Here is a 16,346-nt window from a genome sequence, read left to right on the forward strand (position 1 = left end):
GAGCATGTCGAGGCGGGCCGCGTCCCGCCGCGACCTCAGCTGCGCGCGCGGATCAGCATGACCAGCCCGGCAATGAACGACCCGAGCAGGACCGGCGACAGGACCGCGAGGCCGCCCCACACGACGATGCCGAAATAGCCGAGCGCGGACGAACTGTGTGTCGGGTCGGCATCAGCGGCTGCGAACAGCCCCAGGCCGAGGATGACACCGACCACCGTGATCGCGATCGGCGTCCACAGGAGCACGTGGGCCCACACACGGTACCTCCGGCTGTAGGCCCGCCGGGTCGGCCGCACGTTCGGCTGTGGGGGATAGCCGGCGAGTTCGCTCATGCCGTATTTGTACCAGCCCGCGTACCCCGTTCCGCAGGATCGGCCGTGGCGTGTAGAGGTTCGGCGTGTGGTGATCCAGGCAGCAAGGAGGAGAAGGTGTTCACGCGGGAGGGCATCCGCGACCTTCTCGACAGCCGCCACCCCGGCGAGGAGATCGCCGACATCCTTCGGTTCACCGGCCCGGCTGACCAGGCGACGTCGCAGGAACGTCTTGCTCTTCGGGGTGATGCCCAGCAGGACGGCGACCCGGTTGGGCACGGCCGGCACCGCCGCTTCCAGCACCTCGCCATCGGAGGCACTCTCGGGACCGGCCAGGTACGCCTGTCCTGGGCGAGGCTGTTCCGTCGAGGTCCATCCCGGACGGCTACGTACGAAGCGCCCCTTGCCCTGCTGGGAGTCGATCCAGCCCTGTTCGCGTAGCACGCGCAGTGCCGCGGCCACGGTTGACCGGGTGATGCTCTCCAGCATCCTCCGACTGGAGGGCACCGCCCCGTCGCGCCCGCCTATCGACCGGCGTAGTCGGCCAGAACCTTGGCCGCACCCGTCACATCGTTGAGACGAAGAGTCTTTTAGCCTTGCTTTCATTCAGTCGCCTGGCTGGTTCTTCGAGCTGTTCCTGCATGCCCTGTCGCGACCGAATGAGCTTGTGGTCGGCTCAGATTGTTTGATATCCGACCGATATCGGCCACGAGGTGCTGCTGCATTTGGCATTTGATTTAACCGAATTGGCGACCCAAGGGCCGTAAACCGTGGTGTAGCTACCGCCACTGTTCTGACAGAAGAGCACGACCTGCGTCTGAGTCACTCCGGTACCGCTGCACAGCGCCCAGCCAGTGCCGCCGACAATGCCAATCTGCGCGCTGGTGCTGCAGGTCGCGGCCTGGGCTGAGGCGGTCGGTGACATTAGAGTTGTCGCGGCGGCGATCGCGGCCACCGCAGCCACCGAAACACCGAACTTCTTGATACGGCTCATTAGTCATCTCTTTCGGGTCGATGTTTGCCTCTTGATGGTAGTCATAGCTTTGGCGGATATCCATAGGAAATGGTATGCAATTTGAGTGAGCGGTTTACGGGCTAGCCATAGGGCCGCAGATTGAAGTCCAAAACAGGATGGTCGCTGATGGCGGCTAATCCTTGCAAAGGGCTGGGGGCGAGCGACGATCCGGCACTTCGTTCCCATCAGGGGACGTACGTACACATGGTCTATCCCTTTGTCCTCCGCATCGATGGGATGCTCATCCCATGAGTGAACAAAAAGATCCTGCAGCACGTCAGGGGAAGACGACTGACGGCACCCAACCGGTGGACGGGTGGGGCAACGCGGTGCTTGCCCTGAGTGCAGCGGTTCCCATCCTTGGCTTCATCATCGAAGAAGAGCTCACCACCAACGCTCTCCTTGGAACGCTCATCTTCGCGACCGTCGGAATCGGGCTACGTATCGAGGCAGCGATCAAGAGTCGTAGGTGACGTGCCACTCGTGTGCCGATACAACCGGTGAACAGGGGAGAATCACGGGGACTCACCGGACACGGGAAGACCGTTCTCTCACCCGCATCGCAGCAGTTCAGGGAGCCGTATACCGAAATCTTTCAAAGCTGAGAGAAATCGGCGGATCAAGCAGACCTCCAACGCCGTTCGGGCGGTAGTTCACCCACCGGTGCAACGGTGTGCGTCCCGCTGCCTGTACAGCGCCACATGGTGATCCCGTCTTCCGGTTCGGCGCGCAAGCCCCGGTCGTGCACCGGACAGACGGGCCACGCCCTCCAGAGCACCTCCATGACCACTTCCTGGGTGGCGTCGGCCACGGCCCCGAGCGGCTCAGCCCTGGGACTGATGCCGTTGCCCTGGCAGATGCCCTCGAATTCCACCCATGCCATGCCCATGCTGTCCCAGTCAGGGACGATCATCCGAAGAGTTCCGGTGATCCCCGAAGCGCGGACGTCCCGCTCCACGTCCTTCAGTGCCTCCTCCAACGACATCAACAGACTCGGCTCCAGAGCGAAGCTCGGCATGAAGCCGATCCCGCTGAGAAGAGCCTCACCCAGCCGGGCAAGGTCGGCGGCCGTCAACTCGGTAGCGAGACGTTCGAGGAGCTCCCGCGTGACAGGAGTGGACACACCCCAGTCCTCCATCAGGCAGGCCAGCTCGATGAGGGGGGCGGCGTCGAGACCACCGTCACGCAACGCCGTGTAGATGCGGACGCCCAACTCGTCGACGGCCTGGCGGAGCTCATCGGCCTGCTCGTAGGGATGCATGCCGCAGTGTCTCCTTCCTCAAAGACTCCGGCAAGCGAGATTTCACCCGTCATCGATGGACGTTCGAGGGCATGGCCGCGTTCGACATCGACCACCGCTCCCTCACCGACCTTGTCAAGCGACCCTTGGACCTCGACCGCGTCATCCGATGGCACTATCGCCGCGAAGCCCTGGCCGAGGAATTCCACACGCGATGCATCACAGCCCGCAGAGCCTTTACGACACATCGCTCCGGGCTACCCGACTAACAGCTCCCTGAGGTCTTACCAGTCTCCGGAGAAGGGTTCTTCGGAATCAGTAGCCACCATGCTGCGATAAGGCACCCCATCATGGGAATCACAAACATCGCGCCTAGATCAGGCGACCAGCCCATCACCTTCTGGCCTAACACCAGGAGAAATACGAAGGCCGCCCTCAGTAACACCCCCCACCCGTAGCGACGAGGCTCGTAACGATCACGCCGGTAAACAGGAAGCAAGGGAGGAAGCCGATTGGCCGTCAGCGCGTAGACACCTATCGCGAGGTTGAAAAATCCCAGTGTCAGTACGAATCCCTGAAGTACCGCAAGACTCATTCAGGTCAACTCCTCTGTCATCTGGAAGGGATCATCCCATGAGCACAGCTTGCCGAACCGTTCTCCTGAGTTACCAAGGCGATACCGCGGCGCGCCCGCCATCCGGGCATGCAGCCTGGGACGGTCCCGAACGGCGGATTCGGAGCCGAGCACCGCACCCAACCACCCCGCCGCGCTGGGACCGCAGCACCGCCCAAGTATCGTCCCCGCGCTCTCCCGACTTCGGTTGGTCTCATTCGTCATCGAGTAATCGAGGCGATCGACGAGCCGGTACTTCGTCCCTGATGAGGGTGCCTTGGCTCGGCCGGGAGGGCGCCGGCCCTGTTCGGCAGGGAAGCCTTCCCCTTGATCCACTATACGGTGACTCCCATGACCATCCCGTGCGCTTTCCGAGCCGCCGAAGCCGATGACCTGGACTTTCTCGAAAACATGTTGGTGGAGGCGGTCAACTGGCTCCCGGAAAGAAACCTCTCTCGGGAGCGGATCCTCTCCGATCCCGAACTCGCACATTATGTGGTCGGCTGGCCACGACCCGATGACCTTGGTGTGATCGCGGTCGGTGCGGACAAACAACCGCTTGGCGCGGCATGGTTGCGACGATTCACCGCCGAGGACCCGGGCTACGGCTATGTGGCGGACGACGTTCCCGAGCTGACAGTCGGTGTGCTCGCGGGGTGGCGCGGTCGCGGGATCGGGCGGGCTCTACTGCGCGAGCTCATCCGGGTGGCAGGCAAGCGTGGAATCAGCCGGATATCTCTCAGCGTCGAGCGGGCGAACCATGCGGCCATGCTGTACACCGACGAAGGATTCACCATCGTCAAGCAGTTCGAGGACTCGGACACGATGCTTTTCGAGGTGAGATAGCGGTGGTAAAAGCCGGATTTCACCTGCCATCGATACCGTTACACGCCGCCGTTCTCCCCACCCCTGTCAGCTCGACGTTCCATCCGTCGGCGGGCAGGCAGTGGTGATCCACGATCCGGTGGAACTCGCCGCCGCCCTCATGCGCTCGGGTTTCGTGAGGTGATCCTTTCCGGGAGAGAGCCCTTCCCCCGCGCCCCGGGCGGCTCAGAGCTTGACGACGGTGACGCGTCCGCCGCACAGGGCAGTGACGTCCTCCGGGGCGGAGGTGAGAACCGTGACGGGGCCGGGGGCATCGAGATCGATGGTCAGGTCTGCTTCAGGAACCCGCCGTCCACGGCGAAGTCCGCGCCGGTCGTGCTGGCCGAGCGAGGTGAGGCGAGCAGGGCGATCACGTCGGCGATCTCCTGGGGTTCGACCAGACGGCCGGTCGACAGCTTCATCATTTCCGGTGCCACCTGGTCGATGACGCTGTCGCGGTCCGTTCCGACCTGGGCGGCGAGGATGTCGGCCGCTCCGCCGCTCTCCGTCCACCATGCCGTGCGCACCGGCCCCGGGGAGATGGTGTTCACCCGGATGCCCTGGGGTGCGAACTCCTCGGAGAGAGCCTTGGTCAGGTTGTTGAGACCCGCCTTGGCCGCGCTGTAGTCGACGTTCATGGGAGCGGGCAGGCGGGCGCTGCCCGAGGAGACGTTGACGATCGAGCCTCCGCCTCGGGCGAGCATCGGCGGGATGGCCGCCCGAATGGTACGCACGACCGAGAACAGGTTGAACTCGAACATCACCCGCCAGTCTTCGTCGGTGGGGGTCAGGAACGAGAAGCGCGGCAGGGCCACGCCGGGCGGCGGTCCGCCGGCGTTGTTCACCAGGATGTCGAGCCCGCCGAACTCCGACACGGCCTGTTCCACGATCCTCGCGGGAGCCTCAGGGTCCATCAGGTCCGCCTGAACATGGATCAGGTCACCGCCGAGCGCCTCCAACTCGGGGGTGCTCTTCCGCGAAGCCGCCACCACGCGCACGCCTTCGGCGAGGAGGGTGCGAGTGACGGCCAGGCCGATGCCCTTGGAAGCACCGGTGACGACCGCGACCCGATCGGAAAGCTGGAGATCCATATCGTCTTCCCTCGTTTTGGTTTCCATCCGACAAAGCGGATGGTTCTCGTCGCCGAACACGTTACGAGTGGTCATGTGACGAGGGATGGCGTAATTCGGACGAGCAATTCCGGCGGAAATCAGACGCGGCATTCATGTATTCGCGCGTGCTTTACGAGCAGACGCATGCCCCATCGTCCGGAGACCACCCCGAGTGTGGCCCCCGGGAGTCGTCGGCGACGAACCGCGAGAGCTGCTCCCGCTCATTTCCAAGGCCATCGGCCGAGCTTGCTCAGTCCCGCGGTTTGCGCCAGACGATGCTGTAGCGGAACAGAAGGTGACGGCGATACCGGGAACCGGGCAGGATATCGGCGGCCAAGGCGCGCATCTGCGGGTATGTCACCGGCGGTGGCCACACTATGGGGGACGGATGTTCCCAGTGCCCCTTCACGGCGCGGTGGAAGGCACCGACGGCGACACCGGCCAGGTCGCGCGGCAGGTCGTTGGGCATGACGCTACGGGCGAGGCCGACGACGGCCAGGACACCGCCGGGGCGCAGCAGCTCGCGCATGCGGGCCAACCCGACGGCGGCGTCCATGTGGTGCAGGGTGGCCACGGACGCGATGACATCGAAAGAGGCGGGCTCGAAGGGGTGGGTGAGGAAGTCACCGAGGATGTAGTCGACGTCGTCGGGGTGCTCGCGGGCCTGGTCGAGGCCGGCCGCGTGGAGGTCGATCGCGGTGACGCGCGGCACGGTCCGCCGCAGTTCGCGGGCGAGCATACCCTCGCCGCAACCGACGTCGAGGGCACGCCGGGCACCGTCAGGGATCGCGCGCAGGATGCGGGGGTGGTAATGGATGTTGTGGTTCCATCGCCTGCGGCTCTTCACGGTCATGTGTTCATCCTGCCGAACAGCCGTCGACGGATCCGCTGAGACGAAACGATTCCAGAGCGGCGCCGTTGATCGTGCCTTCGTGGAAGCGGTCGTGATTCAGGGCGAGGTGGGCTCGTTCGGAGGGCTCGTCTGGTCGCGGGCCGCGATGGCCAGGGCGATGAAATCGCGGAAGCGCGCGAACTCCGCCTGATCCATCTTCAGCCTCACCCCGCCCACCACCTGGCCGTCGTCCCGCCTGGCGCCGAGCCGAACCTTGAACCCGTCGCCGTGCGGCTGGACGTCCACCCCGAGAAACGCCACGTGGTAGCGGCTGCTCTCGGACAGGCCCCGGTGAAAGATTTCGAGGGTCCTGCCGTCCTGCACCAGGATGTGATCGCCGACCTGAAACTCCGCCGCCATAACTCCCACTTCGAAACCGGGTAGACCACCGGGTGGACAACAGTGCCCCGACTGTCCCACACGGTCGATGGCTCATGCCGGGTTCGTGGCGTACGTATCGGCTCGTCCTCGACAGGCTCGGGGGCCCAGGGGCGACTTCGGCTAACCGCGCGGGGCGTACATGATGACCAGCACGCCGAGTATGCATATGGCGGCCCCGATGACGTCCCAGCGATCGGGCTGGAACCTGTCCACCACCATGCCCCATCCCAGCGAGCCCGCGACGAACACGCCGCCGTAGGCGGCGAGGATGCGGCCGAAGTTGGCATCCGGCTGGAAGGTGGCCACGAGCCCGTACAGGCCCAGGGCGATGAATCCGGCGCCGATCCACAACAACCCACGTTGTTCTCGCACGCCCTGCCAGACCAACCAGGCCCCGCCGATCTCGGCGAGCGCGGCCACCACGAACAGGAGAAGAGAACGTGCGACAGTCACGACTGCGAATGTAGAGGATCGCCTTCGGCTCCTCGGCGCCCCCCTTCGCCCTGGCGGGAGGCGGCATGTCGCCCCCCGTCCGGGTCGGAGAACGGCAGCGGGCAGCGCGAACTTTCCGCGCACGCCACCAGGTCGTCGCATCCGGCGTCCATCGCCTGGATCAGCGTCTCGCGGATCGTCCCAAGGTCTGCGATCTTCTGTTCCACCTCGGCGAGCTTGGCCGTCGCCCGTGCCCGCAGACCGCCGTCCGGTCTGCGGTGACGGTGGGCGGTCGCCTCGACCAGGTCGGCCACCTCCTCCAGGGTGAAGCCCAGCCGTTGCGCCACCTTGATCACGCGCAGGACGGTCACGGTCTCCGGTGGATAGAGCCGGTGCCCTCCGTTGCTGCGCCGCGGCTCGCGCAGCAGGCCCCGCCGGTGGTAGTAGCGCAGCGTCTGGGTGTTGACCCCGGCCGCTTCCGCGACCTCTCCGGTGCGGAGCCATTCCCCGTTCACGACGTGACCGTCCGGGGAGACATCTCGGTCGCCCGGACCGCCAGGCCGTCGAGCACCTTCATGTGGACCTCGGGGACCTCGACGTCCACGGCCAGTCCCTCACGGCCGGGAGTGAGGGTGAAGGTGAAGAAGGCGCAGCAACCCGTCTCCCGGGCCGTCAGGTCACGCGCGGTCTCCTCCACCCGTGCTCCGGCATCGAGCGTGAGCCGTAGGTGAGTCGGCCCCACCCGTTCCAGTCCTCGCAGTGCGGAGGCGAACAGTTCGTCGAACTCCGCCACCCTCAGCGGTCGTTCCTCGGTCGGAAGCGTGCATTCGGCCGGTGCCCATTCCATGAGCCCTCCACGTATCGGGAGCGATCCCTACCGATCCGACGGTAAGCCTGTACCCCGGTACAGGATGCAACCCCGAACGGGCGCCCCTTCCCCACCGCCCACCCCGGGAGGCCGCGTGCTACTCTCGGCGCCCCCGATCGATCGATCATGAAGATGTCGAGAACGGGGGCGGTGTCACCGTTCGCCGCACCGGCACGAGGAGGGCGGAACATGACCGTCGTGAGGGACGTCGAGGCCCGCGGCACGCAGCACTGTGAGACGACGGCGCTGGGAGTGCTGCTGCGGCACGAGGGACTCGATCTTTCCGAGTCGATGTTGTTCGGGCTGGGCTCCGGCCTGTCCTTCATCTACTGGGACAGCAAGGCCATGGCGTTCCCCTTCCTCGGAGGCCGTGTCAAGCCTTTCGAACTCACCAGGAACCTGGCCGCCAGGCTGGGGCTGACATTGACGGTCGAGGAGACCACCTCGGCGCGCAAGGCGTGGGAGAACGTGGCCACCCCCATCGACGCCGGTCGGCCGGTCGGCCTCCAGCTCGACTGCTACCACCTGGACTATTTCCGGTCCAGGGTGCACTTCGGCGGTCATGTCGTCGCGATGTACGGCTACGACGAGCACGACGCCTATCTCGTGGACACCGACCAGCAGGGAGGAGCGGTGCGCAACAGCCGGGCCGGCCTCGCCAGGGCGCGTGCCGAACGCGGCCCGATGACCGCCAGGAATCGATCCTTCACCGTCACTGCCCCGGCTCATCCGCTCTCCTGGCAGGAGCAGATCATCCCCGCCGTCAGGGACTGCGCCGACGCCTTTCTCTCCGCCCCCATCTCGAACGTGGGGCATCGCGGTATCGAGAAGGCCGGCAAAAAGGTGCCCGGATGGCTGCTACGGGCCGGGGAGCCGAAGCAGGATCTGCCGCAGGCCGCCCTTCTCATGGAAAAGGGCGGCACCGGCGGCGCCCTGTTTCGTGCCCTTTATCGGGACTTCCTCGACGAATGCACCCGGCTGATCGACAACGACGACCTCCGCACCGGTCACCGGCTGTACGCCGAGGCCGCCGTCCTGTGGACGGACGTGGCAACCTTGATCACGAAGGCCGGAGAGAGCGGCGACGTGGAACACCTCAGGCAGGCCGGCGTCATCCTCCACGATCTTTCACGCATCGAGAAGGACGCCATGCGGGTCCTGCGTCGGCTGTAGCCGAAAACGGCTCATGGCGCACCCGCGGGAGACGGTCCTCGGCATACCTGGCAGGGCCCCGGCACGTTGAGGGTCTACGGAGCTCATCGGCCTGCTCGTAGGATGCATGCCGCGGTGTCCGGACTACTGAAAAAGCTCGGACCGGTCCGATCGCGATCACGAACCTGTGTACAACCGCTCCAGCCCCACCAACTGCACCCGTCCACCGCTGCGCGCCGCCGCGTCCTGCAACGCAGGCATGAACCCCATCCCGCTGAACAGCAGCAGCCGCCCCGGCGCCTCGCCCTTGGCCGCGAGGAGCGTCGCCACCCGCTCAAGCCTCTCCAGGTGCCCAAGCCCTACAACGTCCCCCCACTTGGCCTCCCCAATGGCCAGTAGTGCGCCGTCAGGGCTGTGGACAGCGACGTCCACCTCATGGCCTGTACGGCTGGTGACATCGTGAACAACCCCCGACTGGACACTTCCCGCCATATCACCCAGCGTCTCCTCGGACGCGAAGTCTTCACACCACACCCGACACATTCGCTCGTACACCGGCCCCGCGACGTTACTGCGAAAGCGAGGCTGAGCGGCACGCCAAATCCGCTCGGTACGCCCCTCCCGCGCCCTTTCCAGCTGCGCCCAGTAGGGGCGCATGATCGCGTGATAGAAGCGGACGAGCGGCTCGGTGATCCGATACTCGGAGCGGTTCCGGCGGAAGGCGTCCGGGTCGGCCACGAGGAGGCCGGCGTCCTCCAGAACGGTCAGGTGATGAGAAATGTCGACGGCTTTGCGCTCGATTCTGCTCGCGATACCACTGCGGGTCGCGTTGCCCTCGGCGACCGCGGCCAGAACCGTGTGATAAAGGCCGGTGTCGCGCAGCGCCGGGTCCTCGGCCAGCAGGAAACGCACCTCGCGGAAAAGAGGGCTGGCCGGGTTGAGAACGTACTCCACGACCCAGCGGTCGAAGTCGGCCAGACCCGCCGGGGCGATCCCGGCCAGATATTCGGTGCGGTAGGCGGGGGTGCCGCCGACGACGAAGTAGACCAGGGCCGCCAGTCGAGGCTCGGCCGTCAGCCCCCAGAACTCGGCGGCCAGCCGGAAGTTGAAGGTGGGCACCACCAGTTCCAACCCGGCCCGCCCGCGCAGTGGCGCCTGCCCGGAGAGCAGGCCGCCCATGAAGGAGATCGACGACCCGCACAGCAGCAGACGCGACCGTGACGCCCCCCGCTGCTTGCGGCGCGGCGACAGAGCCTTCTGGATGACCGACGGCAGGTCCTTGGCATCACGCACCAGGTAGGGGAACTCGTCGAGAACGACGGGAACGGTCCGTTCATCCCCCAAGGAGAGCAGGCCGTCGATCCCCTCCTCCCAGTTTTCGAACCTGACCCGTCCCGGTGTCCCGGTGAACGCGGAGACGGCCTCCCCGAGCTGGCGCAGCGCCTCCGCCCTGGGCACGGCCTCGGTGGCGGCGTAGTAGAAACCACCGGTCGCCTCACAGACGGCTTCCAGCAGGAACGTCTTGCCCTGCCGGCGTCGTCCGGAGACCACCCCGAGTGTGGCCCCCCGGGAGTCGTTGGCGACGAACCGCGAGAGCTGCTCCCACTCCCACTCGCGGTCGAACATGTCCGACGGCCGCGGCAGCGACATCTTGACCTCCTCCTTTTAGGAGTACAGTACTTAAAAGTGTACTCCTAAAAACGCGTGCACGGGCACCATGCGGTTGACACCCTTCCCAAGCCGACAGGCATCGAGAAGGACGCCATGCGGGTGCTGCGTCGCCTGTGGCCGAAAACGGCTCATGGCGCACCCGCCGGAAACGCTCCTCGGCACACCCGGCGGCAGGCCCTTCGCGACCCCGTCCCCGACATCGCTCGTCCTCCCGTGGGAGGACGAGCGATGTCGCCGGACAGCGCGACAAGGGAAAAGCCTTCACGGCAAATCGCACCCACTTCCCACACACCTGAATTCAAAAAAGAATATGACAATGGCACGGCGGGCATATTTCGCCGACCGGCAGATAATGTCCGATATGCATTGATGTGGGAACTCGACTTTATTTACAATAAGGAAAGTCCTTCCGTTCGTCCTGGCGGAGTTTTCCGTGAGGTCCCGGCGGAGTTCGATTTCCAAGGCATGGAGAGTGGCATGACGGCTTCATCCGGCACCCGCGGCGGGCTCGACCTGAGCGGGCGGGCCTGCATCGTCACCGGAGCCGCGCGGGGCATCGGGGCGGCCGAGGCCCGGCTGCTGGCGCGGCGCGGGGCGGCGGTGCTGTGCGCGGACCTCGCGGACAGCGGGCCGCTGGCCGAGGAGATCCGAGACGCGGGCGGCACCGCCGTGGCCTGGCGGGGGGACCTCGCGGAGAAGGGCGCGGCCGAGGACGTGCTGGAGGCGGCGGAGGGGTTCGGGGTGCCGGTGTCGGTGCTGGTGAACAACGCCGGGATCGTCAGGGACCGGATGGTCTTCAATCTGGACGACGACGACTGGGAGGCGGTGCTCGCGGTCAACCTGACCGCACCCTTCCGGCTGTGCCGGGCGCTCGCCCGACACTGGCGGGCGAACCCGGGGGACGGGCGCCGGATCGTGAACACGAGCAGCGAGTCGGGCCTGTACGGCAACGCGGGGCAGGGCAACTACGCGGCGGCCAAGGCCGGGCTGGCCTCGCTCACCCTGACCATGGCGGCCGAGCTGGGCCGGTACGGGGTGTGCGTCAACGCGATCGCGCCTCGGGCGCGGACCCCGATGAGCGAGGCGGCGTTCGGCGGCCTGCCCGACGGCGCGCTGCCCGCCGAACGAATCGCGACCGTGGTGGCCTGGCTCGCCGGTCCCGAGAGCGAGGACGTGACGGGACAGGTCTTCGTCGTCGCCGGGAACACGGTGCGGCGGATGCGAACCTGGTCGCCGGTGCGCACGGTCCCGCAACCGGCCGACTGGTCGGCGGAGTCCGCCGCGCGGTTCCGCGACGGGCTGTTCGCGGGGGACGAGACCCGGTACGTGCCCGCTCCGATCGGCGCCCTGTTCACCGAGGGGACCGGCGAAGGGCTCGGCTGAGCGGGCGCCGGGGCACGGGGTCCGGCGAAGGGCTCGGCCGAGCGGATACCGGGGCATGAGGTCTTCCCGCCGGTCACGGCTGCCCGGAGGCCGGCGGCGGCGGGAAGGAACGGGCGTCGACCGCGGCGAGCGACTCCAGGGCGAGCCCGTGCGCCAGGCCGAACTGCAGCTCGCGCCGGATCAGCATCGTCAGGCAGGCACGGGTGTAGCGCAGGGTGAGGGTGGTGTTGCCGGCGAGCTGCCGGGCGAGCTCCCAGGCGCGCTCCAGCAGCCGCTCCCGCGGCAGCACCTCGGCGACCAGGCCGAGTTCCAGCGCCTCGTGGGCACCGATGGTCCGGCCGGTGAGCAGAAAGTGCCTCGCCCTGTTCATCCCGAGCAGCCAGGGCCAGACGATGTGCACGCCGTCGCCCGGCACCACCCCGGCGACCACGTGCTGGTGGTCGGCGAAGGCGGCCGTCTCTGAGGCGAGCACGATGTCGGAGAGCAGCGCGAGCTCGGCGTGCTCGGTGGCGGGGCCGTTCACCGCGGCGATCACCGGGACCTCGATGTCGAGCAGGTCGAAGAGCATGTGCCGCCCCTCGTGCGCGATCCTGTCCCAGCCCAGCGGGGTGGTGTTGCGCCGCTCGAAGGCCATCTCGGTCAGGAAGTCGGGGCCGGTGCCGGTCAGGATGACCACCCGGTTTTCCGGGTCCGTGGCGATCTGCCGGAACGCCTCCGGCAGTTCGCGGTGTGCCCGCTCGCTCCACTTCAGCGATCCGCCGTCGGTGTGCAGCGAGACCTGCAGGATGCCGTCGTGCCGTTCCATCGCGACGTCGGCGAACCGGTCGCGGTACTCCTCGAACCTGCTCACCGGCCCGGCACCCCCGCCTCGCGCCCCTCAGGGCGGCGGCCGTCGGGTGCCCAGGGCCGGTAGCCCGGCTCCAGCGGCACCTGGAAGGTGGCCATCAGGGTGGTGAGGGCGCGCCAGATCGCGATCACGTAGCAGATCTCGACGACCTCGCCGTCGTTCGCCAGCCCCGAGCTCAGGTCGCCCAGGGTCTCCGGGGAGATCCGGTCGTCGCGCACCATCTCGTCCACCGCGCGCATCACGGCGCGCTCGACGGACCCGAACTCCGGGTGGTCCGCGCCCTCGCGGACGCCGAGCACGTCGGAGGGGCGCTTGCCCGGCAGGTCGACGTCGACCGTCGGGGAGTAGTGGTGTGCCCACAGGTACTCGGAGCCGGTGGCCCAGGCCACCCGCATGATCGCGAGTTCGCGCAGCCGGGTGGCCTCCGGGCGGACGGTGAGCCGCCCCTCCCACAGGATCCGGTCGTTGATCTCGTTCTCCACCCGGGCGGACTGCGGGGAGTTCATCAGCAGGCGGTAGAAGTGGATCCGCGACATCTCCTCGCGCATCCCCACCTCGACCGCGATCCGCGCGGCCTCCTCCACGGGGAGCATCGGAATGAGCCCCTGGGGTTCGTCGGTCGGCATGGCCGCCCCTTTCTGATCTCCTCGCCGGAATCCGGAATTCCGAATCCGGAATTCCGAATCCGGGATGTCGCGGTGCCCCGACCTCACCCCGGGTGCCGTTATCCCCGCCGTTACCAGGTGGGGGTGACGGGCAGGACGAGCGCCGAAGGGTGCTCGGCGTCGTGCAGGACCGTCTGCATCGCGACCCGCAGGTCCCGGTGCGAGGACGCCGTGCCGTCGGCGGTGTTGGGATGCCGGTCGTACTTGGGGAACGAGCTGCTGGAGACCTCCAGCCGGATCCGGTGTCCCGGCAGGAAGACGTTCCCCGTGGCGATCAGGTCCACCTCGACCCGGATCGGGCCGTCCCCCGCCGCCGTGACCTCCGCCGCGGTGATCCGCCGGATGCCGTCGCAGAGCAGGTACGCCCGGCCGTCGGGGGGGACGTCCACCAGTTTGGCGGTCACGTCGGTGGCCGGGGCGGTGGTGCGCAGGTACAGCACGGCGTGCACCGGGCCGATCACCTCGACCGGCTCGCTCAGCGGGTCTCCGCTGTAGACCAGGACGTCGTCGCGGTCCTCGACCGCGCTCTGGTCCATCGGGCCGGAGTTGGCGGCCGGGTTGGGCAGGTAGACGGCGCCGCCTCGGGTGGGTACCGGGTGGCGCGGGTCGTACAGGAAGGCGTCGTGCGGCTCGTCGCCGCGCGGCGGCTCGGTGCTCAGCCGGCCGTCCCCGTGCCGGGAGTTGGCCGTCCCGCCGCCGCGCAGGTACCACTCGGTGGGGCGGGCGCGGGCGAGCGGCCACTCCTGCTCGTCGCGCCACTCGTCGGCGCCCATCACGAACACGCGCACCGGCGGCAGGTCGGGGCCCGGGCCGTCGGCGAGGTGCCGCCCGAACCAGGCGAGCTGGATCCCCTCCAGGTCCATCCCGACGGGGAAGCGCCGCTCAGGGCCGCAGGAGTCGCCGAACAGCGCGGGCGCCCACTGGGTCCACGGGCCGATGACGAGGCGCTGCGCCTCGGCGGCCGGGCCGCCCGCGTCCTTGATCGCCTGGTAGGCGGCGAGGTTGCCGTCCAGGTGCACGTTGTACCAGCCGGCCACGTGCAGCACGGGGAGGTCGGTCTCCGCCAGCGCCTCGCGGGCGCTGAGCCGGTCCCAGTACGGGTCGCCCGGCGGGTGGGCGAGCCACTCCCCGTAGTGCGGGGCGACGCCGTCCAGGGCGGGCACGTCGGAGAGCGGGAGGGCGCGGAAGGCGGCGTCCGGGTCGCGCAGGGCGCGCGCCAGGGCGCCGGAGGCCGTCCGGTGGGCGTCCGCGCCGTCACGGACGACGGCGCGGCGGAGCTGGTCGGGTGCGAGGTTGGCGAGGCTCCACCAGAGGTTGAAACCGAGCTGGAACGCGCCGCCGCGCCAGACCCAGCCGCCGTCGAACTCGGACGCGGTGAAGTGCGGCACGATCGTCCGCAGCCCGGGCGGCCGGCGCCGGAGCGCCTGCCACTGCGGGACGCCGTTGTTCGACGCCCCGTACATGCCGACCCTGCCGTTGGACCACGGTTGCGCGGCGGCCCACTCCACGCAGGCGGCGGCGTCCGCGCCCGAGTCCTCGAACGGGCGGAACGGCTCGTCGCCGCCGGAGCGGAACCGGCCGCGCGCGTCCACCACCACGACGGCGAACCCCTCGTCCACCGCGCGCTCGGGGTTGATCACACCGTAGACCGAGGCCCAGTTCGACTTGTCGTAGGCGGTGTACTGGAGCAGCACCGGCCGCGGGCCGAAAGCCGGGTCGCGGTAGACGTCGGCGCGCAGCATCACCCCGTCGGGCAGCGGGATCCGTACGTCCCGCTCGCGCAGGACCGGGGGCCGCATCAGTCCTCGCCCACGACGGCCCGCACCACGCGGGTCTCCAGCGCGCCGAGCCCGTCGATCTCCAGCCGGACCACGTCGTCCGGCCTGATCCAGCGGTCGATCTCGATTCCCGCGCCGGTGCCGACCGTGCCGGAGCCGAGCAGGTCGCCCGGCAGCAGGGTCTCCCCCGCCGACGCGTGCGCGACGATCTGCTCGATCGACCAGTGGATCGTCGCGGCGGAGCCCTCCGACCACAGCTCGCCGTTGACGAAGGCCCGCATCCCCGCGCCGAAAGGGCGGGGGATCTCGTCGGCGGTGACGAGGTAGGGGCCGGTGGCGCAGCCCCGGTCGAAGCCCTTGGTCTTGGCCGGTCCGACCCGGGTGCCCATCTCGCGGCCCTGCACGTCGCGGCAGGACAGGTCGTTGAAGATGGTGAGCCCGGCGATGTGCTCCCAGGCCCGCTCCGGCGGGATGTCCCGGCCGCGGCGGCCGATCACGATCGCGAACTCCAGCTCGTAGTCGAGCTTCTCGGTGTAGGCGGGCCACTGGCCGGGCTCGTCGGGGCCGAACACCGAGGCGCTGCGCGTCACGTAGTGCGACGGGGCCTCGTACCACTCCTGCGGGACCTCGCGGCCGAGGTTACGCAGCGCGTTGACCATGTGGTCCTCGAAGGCGAAGAAGTCGCGCACGGTCGGCGGCCGGTCGACGGGGGCGAGCAGGCGGACCGCGTCGCGCCGGTAGGCGTGCGCGCCGAGCGGGCCCGACCGTCCCAGCGCGGCCTCGGCGTCGCCCAGCGCGTCGAGCAGCCGCCGCGCCTCGTCCTCGGCGCGCCCGCCCGACCCCAGCAGGGCGACGGTGCTTCCGGGAAAGGTCGCGCGGGCGAGCTCGGAGGCGCGGCCGGCCTCTCCGCCGTCGGCGAGGATCTCCGAGGCGAGGAGCGCGGCGAGGTCGACCACGATCGGGGCGTCGAGTGCTCCGACCGCTGCTCCCGCGCGTACCTCGGCGTCCGGCCAGCCATGCGGTGTGAAGCGGCAAATCCTCATGGGAACCCTCCGTCGATCGCGACCGAATGGCCGTTCCGTTGTGAAGTGCGGTTTATTGCGGGAGCCGTTAATCCGTCGT

Annotated in this window: 18 protein-coding genes; 4 read left to right on the top strand and 14 right to left on the bottom strand. The window is 68.2% G+C overall.

Features of this window, described 5'->3' with window-relative positions; translation table 11 throughout:
• Positions 1 to 35: 35 nt before the first annotated feature.
• Complete coding sequence (locus ACFY3V_RS05395) at positions 36 to 800, bottom strand: hypothetical protein (protein ID WP_389770314.1); 765 nt, start codon at positions 798 to 800, stop codon at positions 36 to 38.
• Positions 801 to 987: 187 nt separating this feature from the next.
• Entirely contained in the window at positions 988 to 1,305 is a 318-nt protein-coding gene (locus tag ACFY3V_RS05400) for a hypothetical protein (protein WP_350943007.1), read from the bottom strand.
• Positions 1,306 to 1,574: 269 nt separating this feature from the next.
• Between ACFY3V_RS05400 and ACFY3V_RS05405 the strand changes: the two genes are divergently transcribed.
• Positions 1,575 to 1,799: a hypothetical protein gene (locus tag ACFY3V_RS05405; protein ID WP_362896462.1), complete on the top strand. Its 225-nt coding sequence runs from the start codon at positions 1,575 to 1,577 to the stop codon at positions 1,797 to 1,799.
• 146 nt (positions 1,800 to 1,945) lie between these two features.
• Here ACFY3V_RS05405 and ACFY3V_RS05410 read toward each other — a convergent pair whose 3' ends face one another.
• A complete protein-coding gene (locus ACFY3V_RS05410; RefSeq protein ID WP_389770319.1) occupies positions 1,946 to 2,587 on the bottom strand; it encodes a hypothetical protein in 642 nt (213 codons plus the stop codon).
• A gap of 943 nt (positions 2,588 to 3,530) precedes the next feature.
• Between ACFY3V_RS05410 and ACFY3V_RS05415 the strand changes: the two genes are divergently transcribed.
• Positions 3,531 to 4,025 (top strand): GNAT family N-acetyltransferase, encoded by a 495-nt coding sequence (locus tag ACFY3V_RS05415; protein ID WP_362896466.1) that lies wholly within the window; start codon positions 3,531 to 3,533, stop codon positions 4,023 to 4,025.
• Between the two features lie 305 nt (positions 4,026 to 4,330).
• Here ACFY3V_RS05415 and ACFY3V_RS05420 read toward each other — a convergent pair whose 3' ends face one another.
• From ACFY3V_RS05420 to ACFY3V_RS05445, 6 genes are all read right to left on the bottom strand, one after another.
• On the bottom strand, positions 4,331 to 5,134 hold the full coding sequence (locus ACFY3V_RS05420; RefSeq protein WP_362896468.1) for an SDR family oxidoreductase: 804 nt from the start codon (positions 5,132 to 5,134) through the stop codon (positions 4,331 to 4,333).
• A gap of 271 nt (positions 5,135 to 5,405) precedes the next feature.
• Positions 5,406 to 6,008, bottom strand: a complete 603-nt coding sequence (locus tag ACFY3V_RS05425) for a class I SAM-dependent methyltransferase (protein ID WP_389770324.1) — start codon at positions 6,006 to 6,008, stop codon at positions 5,406 to 5,408.
• 96 nt (positions 6,009 to 6,104) lie between these two features.
• Positions 6,105 to 6,407, bottom strand: a complete 303-nt coding sequence (locus ACFY3V_RS05430) for a hypothetical protein (protein WP_362896472.1) — start codon at positions 6,405 to 6,407, stop codon at positions 6,105 to 6,107.
• A 141-nt stretch (positions 6,408 to 6,548) separates the two neighbouring features.
• Positions 6,549 to 6,881, bottom strand: a complete 333-nt coding sequence (locus tag ACFY3V_RS05435; RefSeq protein ID WP_350942990.1) for a YnfA family protein — start codon at positions 6,879 to 6,881, stop codon at positions 6,549 to 6,551.
• Positions 6,878 to 7,375 carry a MerR family transcriptional regulator gene (locus ACFY3V_RS05440; RefSeq protein WP_350942988.1) on the bottom strand — a complete coding sequence of 166 codons (498 nt, stop codon included), beginning with the start codon at positions 7,373 to 7,375 and terminating at the stop codon, positions 6,878 to 6,880. Before ACFY3V_RS05440 ends, ACFY3V_RS05435 begins: the two co-directional genes overlap by 4 nt.
• Positions 7,372 to 7,707, bottom strand: coding sequence for a hypothetical protein (locus ACFY3V_RS05445; protein ID WP_362896474.1), 336 nt, complete (start codon positions 7,705 to 7,707; stop codon positions 7,372 to 7,374). Before ACFY3V_RS05445 ends, ACFY3V_RS05440 begins: the two co-directional genes overlap by 4 nt.
• A gap of 210 nt (positions 7,708 to 7,917) precedes the next feature.
• Between ACFY3V_RS05445 and ACFY3V_RS05450 the strand changes: the two genes are divergently transcribed.
• Positions 7,918 to 8,901 (top strand): BtrH N-terminal domain-containing protein, encoded by a 984-nt coding sequence (locus ACFY3V_RS05450; protein ID WP_362896476.1) that lies wholly within the window; start codon positions 7,918 to 7,920, stop codon positions 8,899 to 8,901.
• A 156-nt stretch (positions 8,902 to 9,057) separates the two neighbouring features.
• On the opposite strand, the gene ACFY3V_RS05455 is transcribed toward ACFY3V_RS05450, so the two are convergent.
• On the bottom strand, positions 9,058 to 10,530 hold the full coding sequence (locus tag ACFY3V_RS05455; RefSeq protein ID WP_362896478.1) for an ATP-binding protein: 1,473 nt from the start codon (positions 10,528 to 10,530) through the stop codon (positions 9,058 to 9,060).
• A 498-nt stretch (positions 10,531 to 11,028) separates the two neighbouring features.
• On the opposite strand from ACFY3V_RS05455, the gene ACFY3V_RS05460 reads away from it, so the two are divergent.
• On the top strand, positions 11,029 to 11,934 hold the full coding sequence (locus ACFY3V_RS05460; RefSeq protein ID WP_362896480.1) for an SDR family NAD(P)-dependent oxidoreductase: 906 nt from the start codon (positions 11,029 to 11,031) through the stop codon (positions 11,932 to 11,934).
• A gap of 73 nt (positions 11,935 to 12,007) precedes the next feature.
• Here the strand turns inward: ACFY3V_RS05460 and ACFY3V_RS05465 are convergent, their stop codons facing one another.
• The 4 genes from ACFY3V_RS05465 to ACFY3V_RS05480 form a co-directional block, all read right to left on the bottom strand.
• Positions 12,008 to 12,784: an enoyl-CoA hydratase/isomerase family protein gene (locus ACFY3V_RS05465; protein WP_362896482.1), complete on the bottom strand. Its 777-nt coding sequence runs from the start codon at positions 12,782 to 12,784 to the stop codon at positions 12,008 to 12,010.
• Positions 12,781 to 13,407, bottom strand: coding sequence for a carboxymuconolactone decarboxylase family protein (locus ACFY3V_RS05470; RefSeq protein WP_389770333.1), 627 nt, complete (start codon positions 13,405 to 13,407; stop codon positions 12,781 to 12,783). Before ACFY3V_RS05470 ends, ACFY3V_RS05465 begins: the two co-directional genes overlap by 4 nt.
• Before the next feature lie 110 nt (positions 13,408 to 13,517).
• Positions 13,518 to 15,245: a CocE/NonD family hydrolase gene (locus ACFY3V_RS05475; RefSeq protein ID WP_389770336.1), complete on the bottom strand. Its 1,728-nt coding sequence runs from the start codon at positions 15,243 to 15,245 to the stop codon at positions 13,518 to 13,520.
• On the bottom strand, positions 15,245 to 16,267 hold the full coding sequence (locus ACFY3V_RS05480) for a fumarylacetoacetate hydrolase family protein (RefSeq protein ID WP_350942972.1): 1,023 nt from the start codon (positions 16,265 to 16,267) through the stop codon (positions 15,245 to 15,247). Before ACFY3V_RS05480 ends, ACFY3V_RS05475 begins: the two co-directional genes overlap by 1 nt.
• Positions 16,268 to 16,346 lie beyond the last annotated feature (79 nt).

This window comes from Streptosporangium sp. NPDC000095, from assembly GCF_042899335.1.
Classification (GTDB): Bacteria; Actinomycetota; Actinomycetes; order Streptosporangiales; family Streptosporangiaceae; genus Streptosporangium.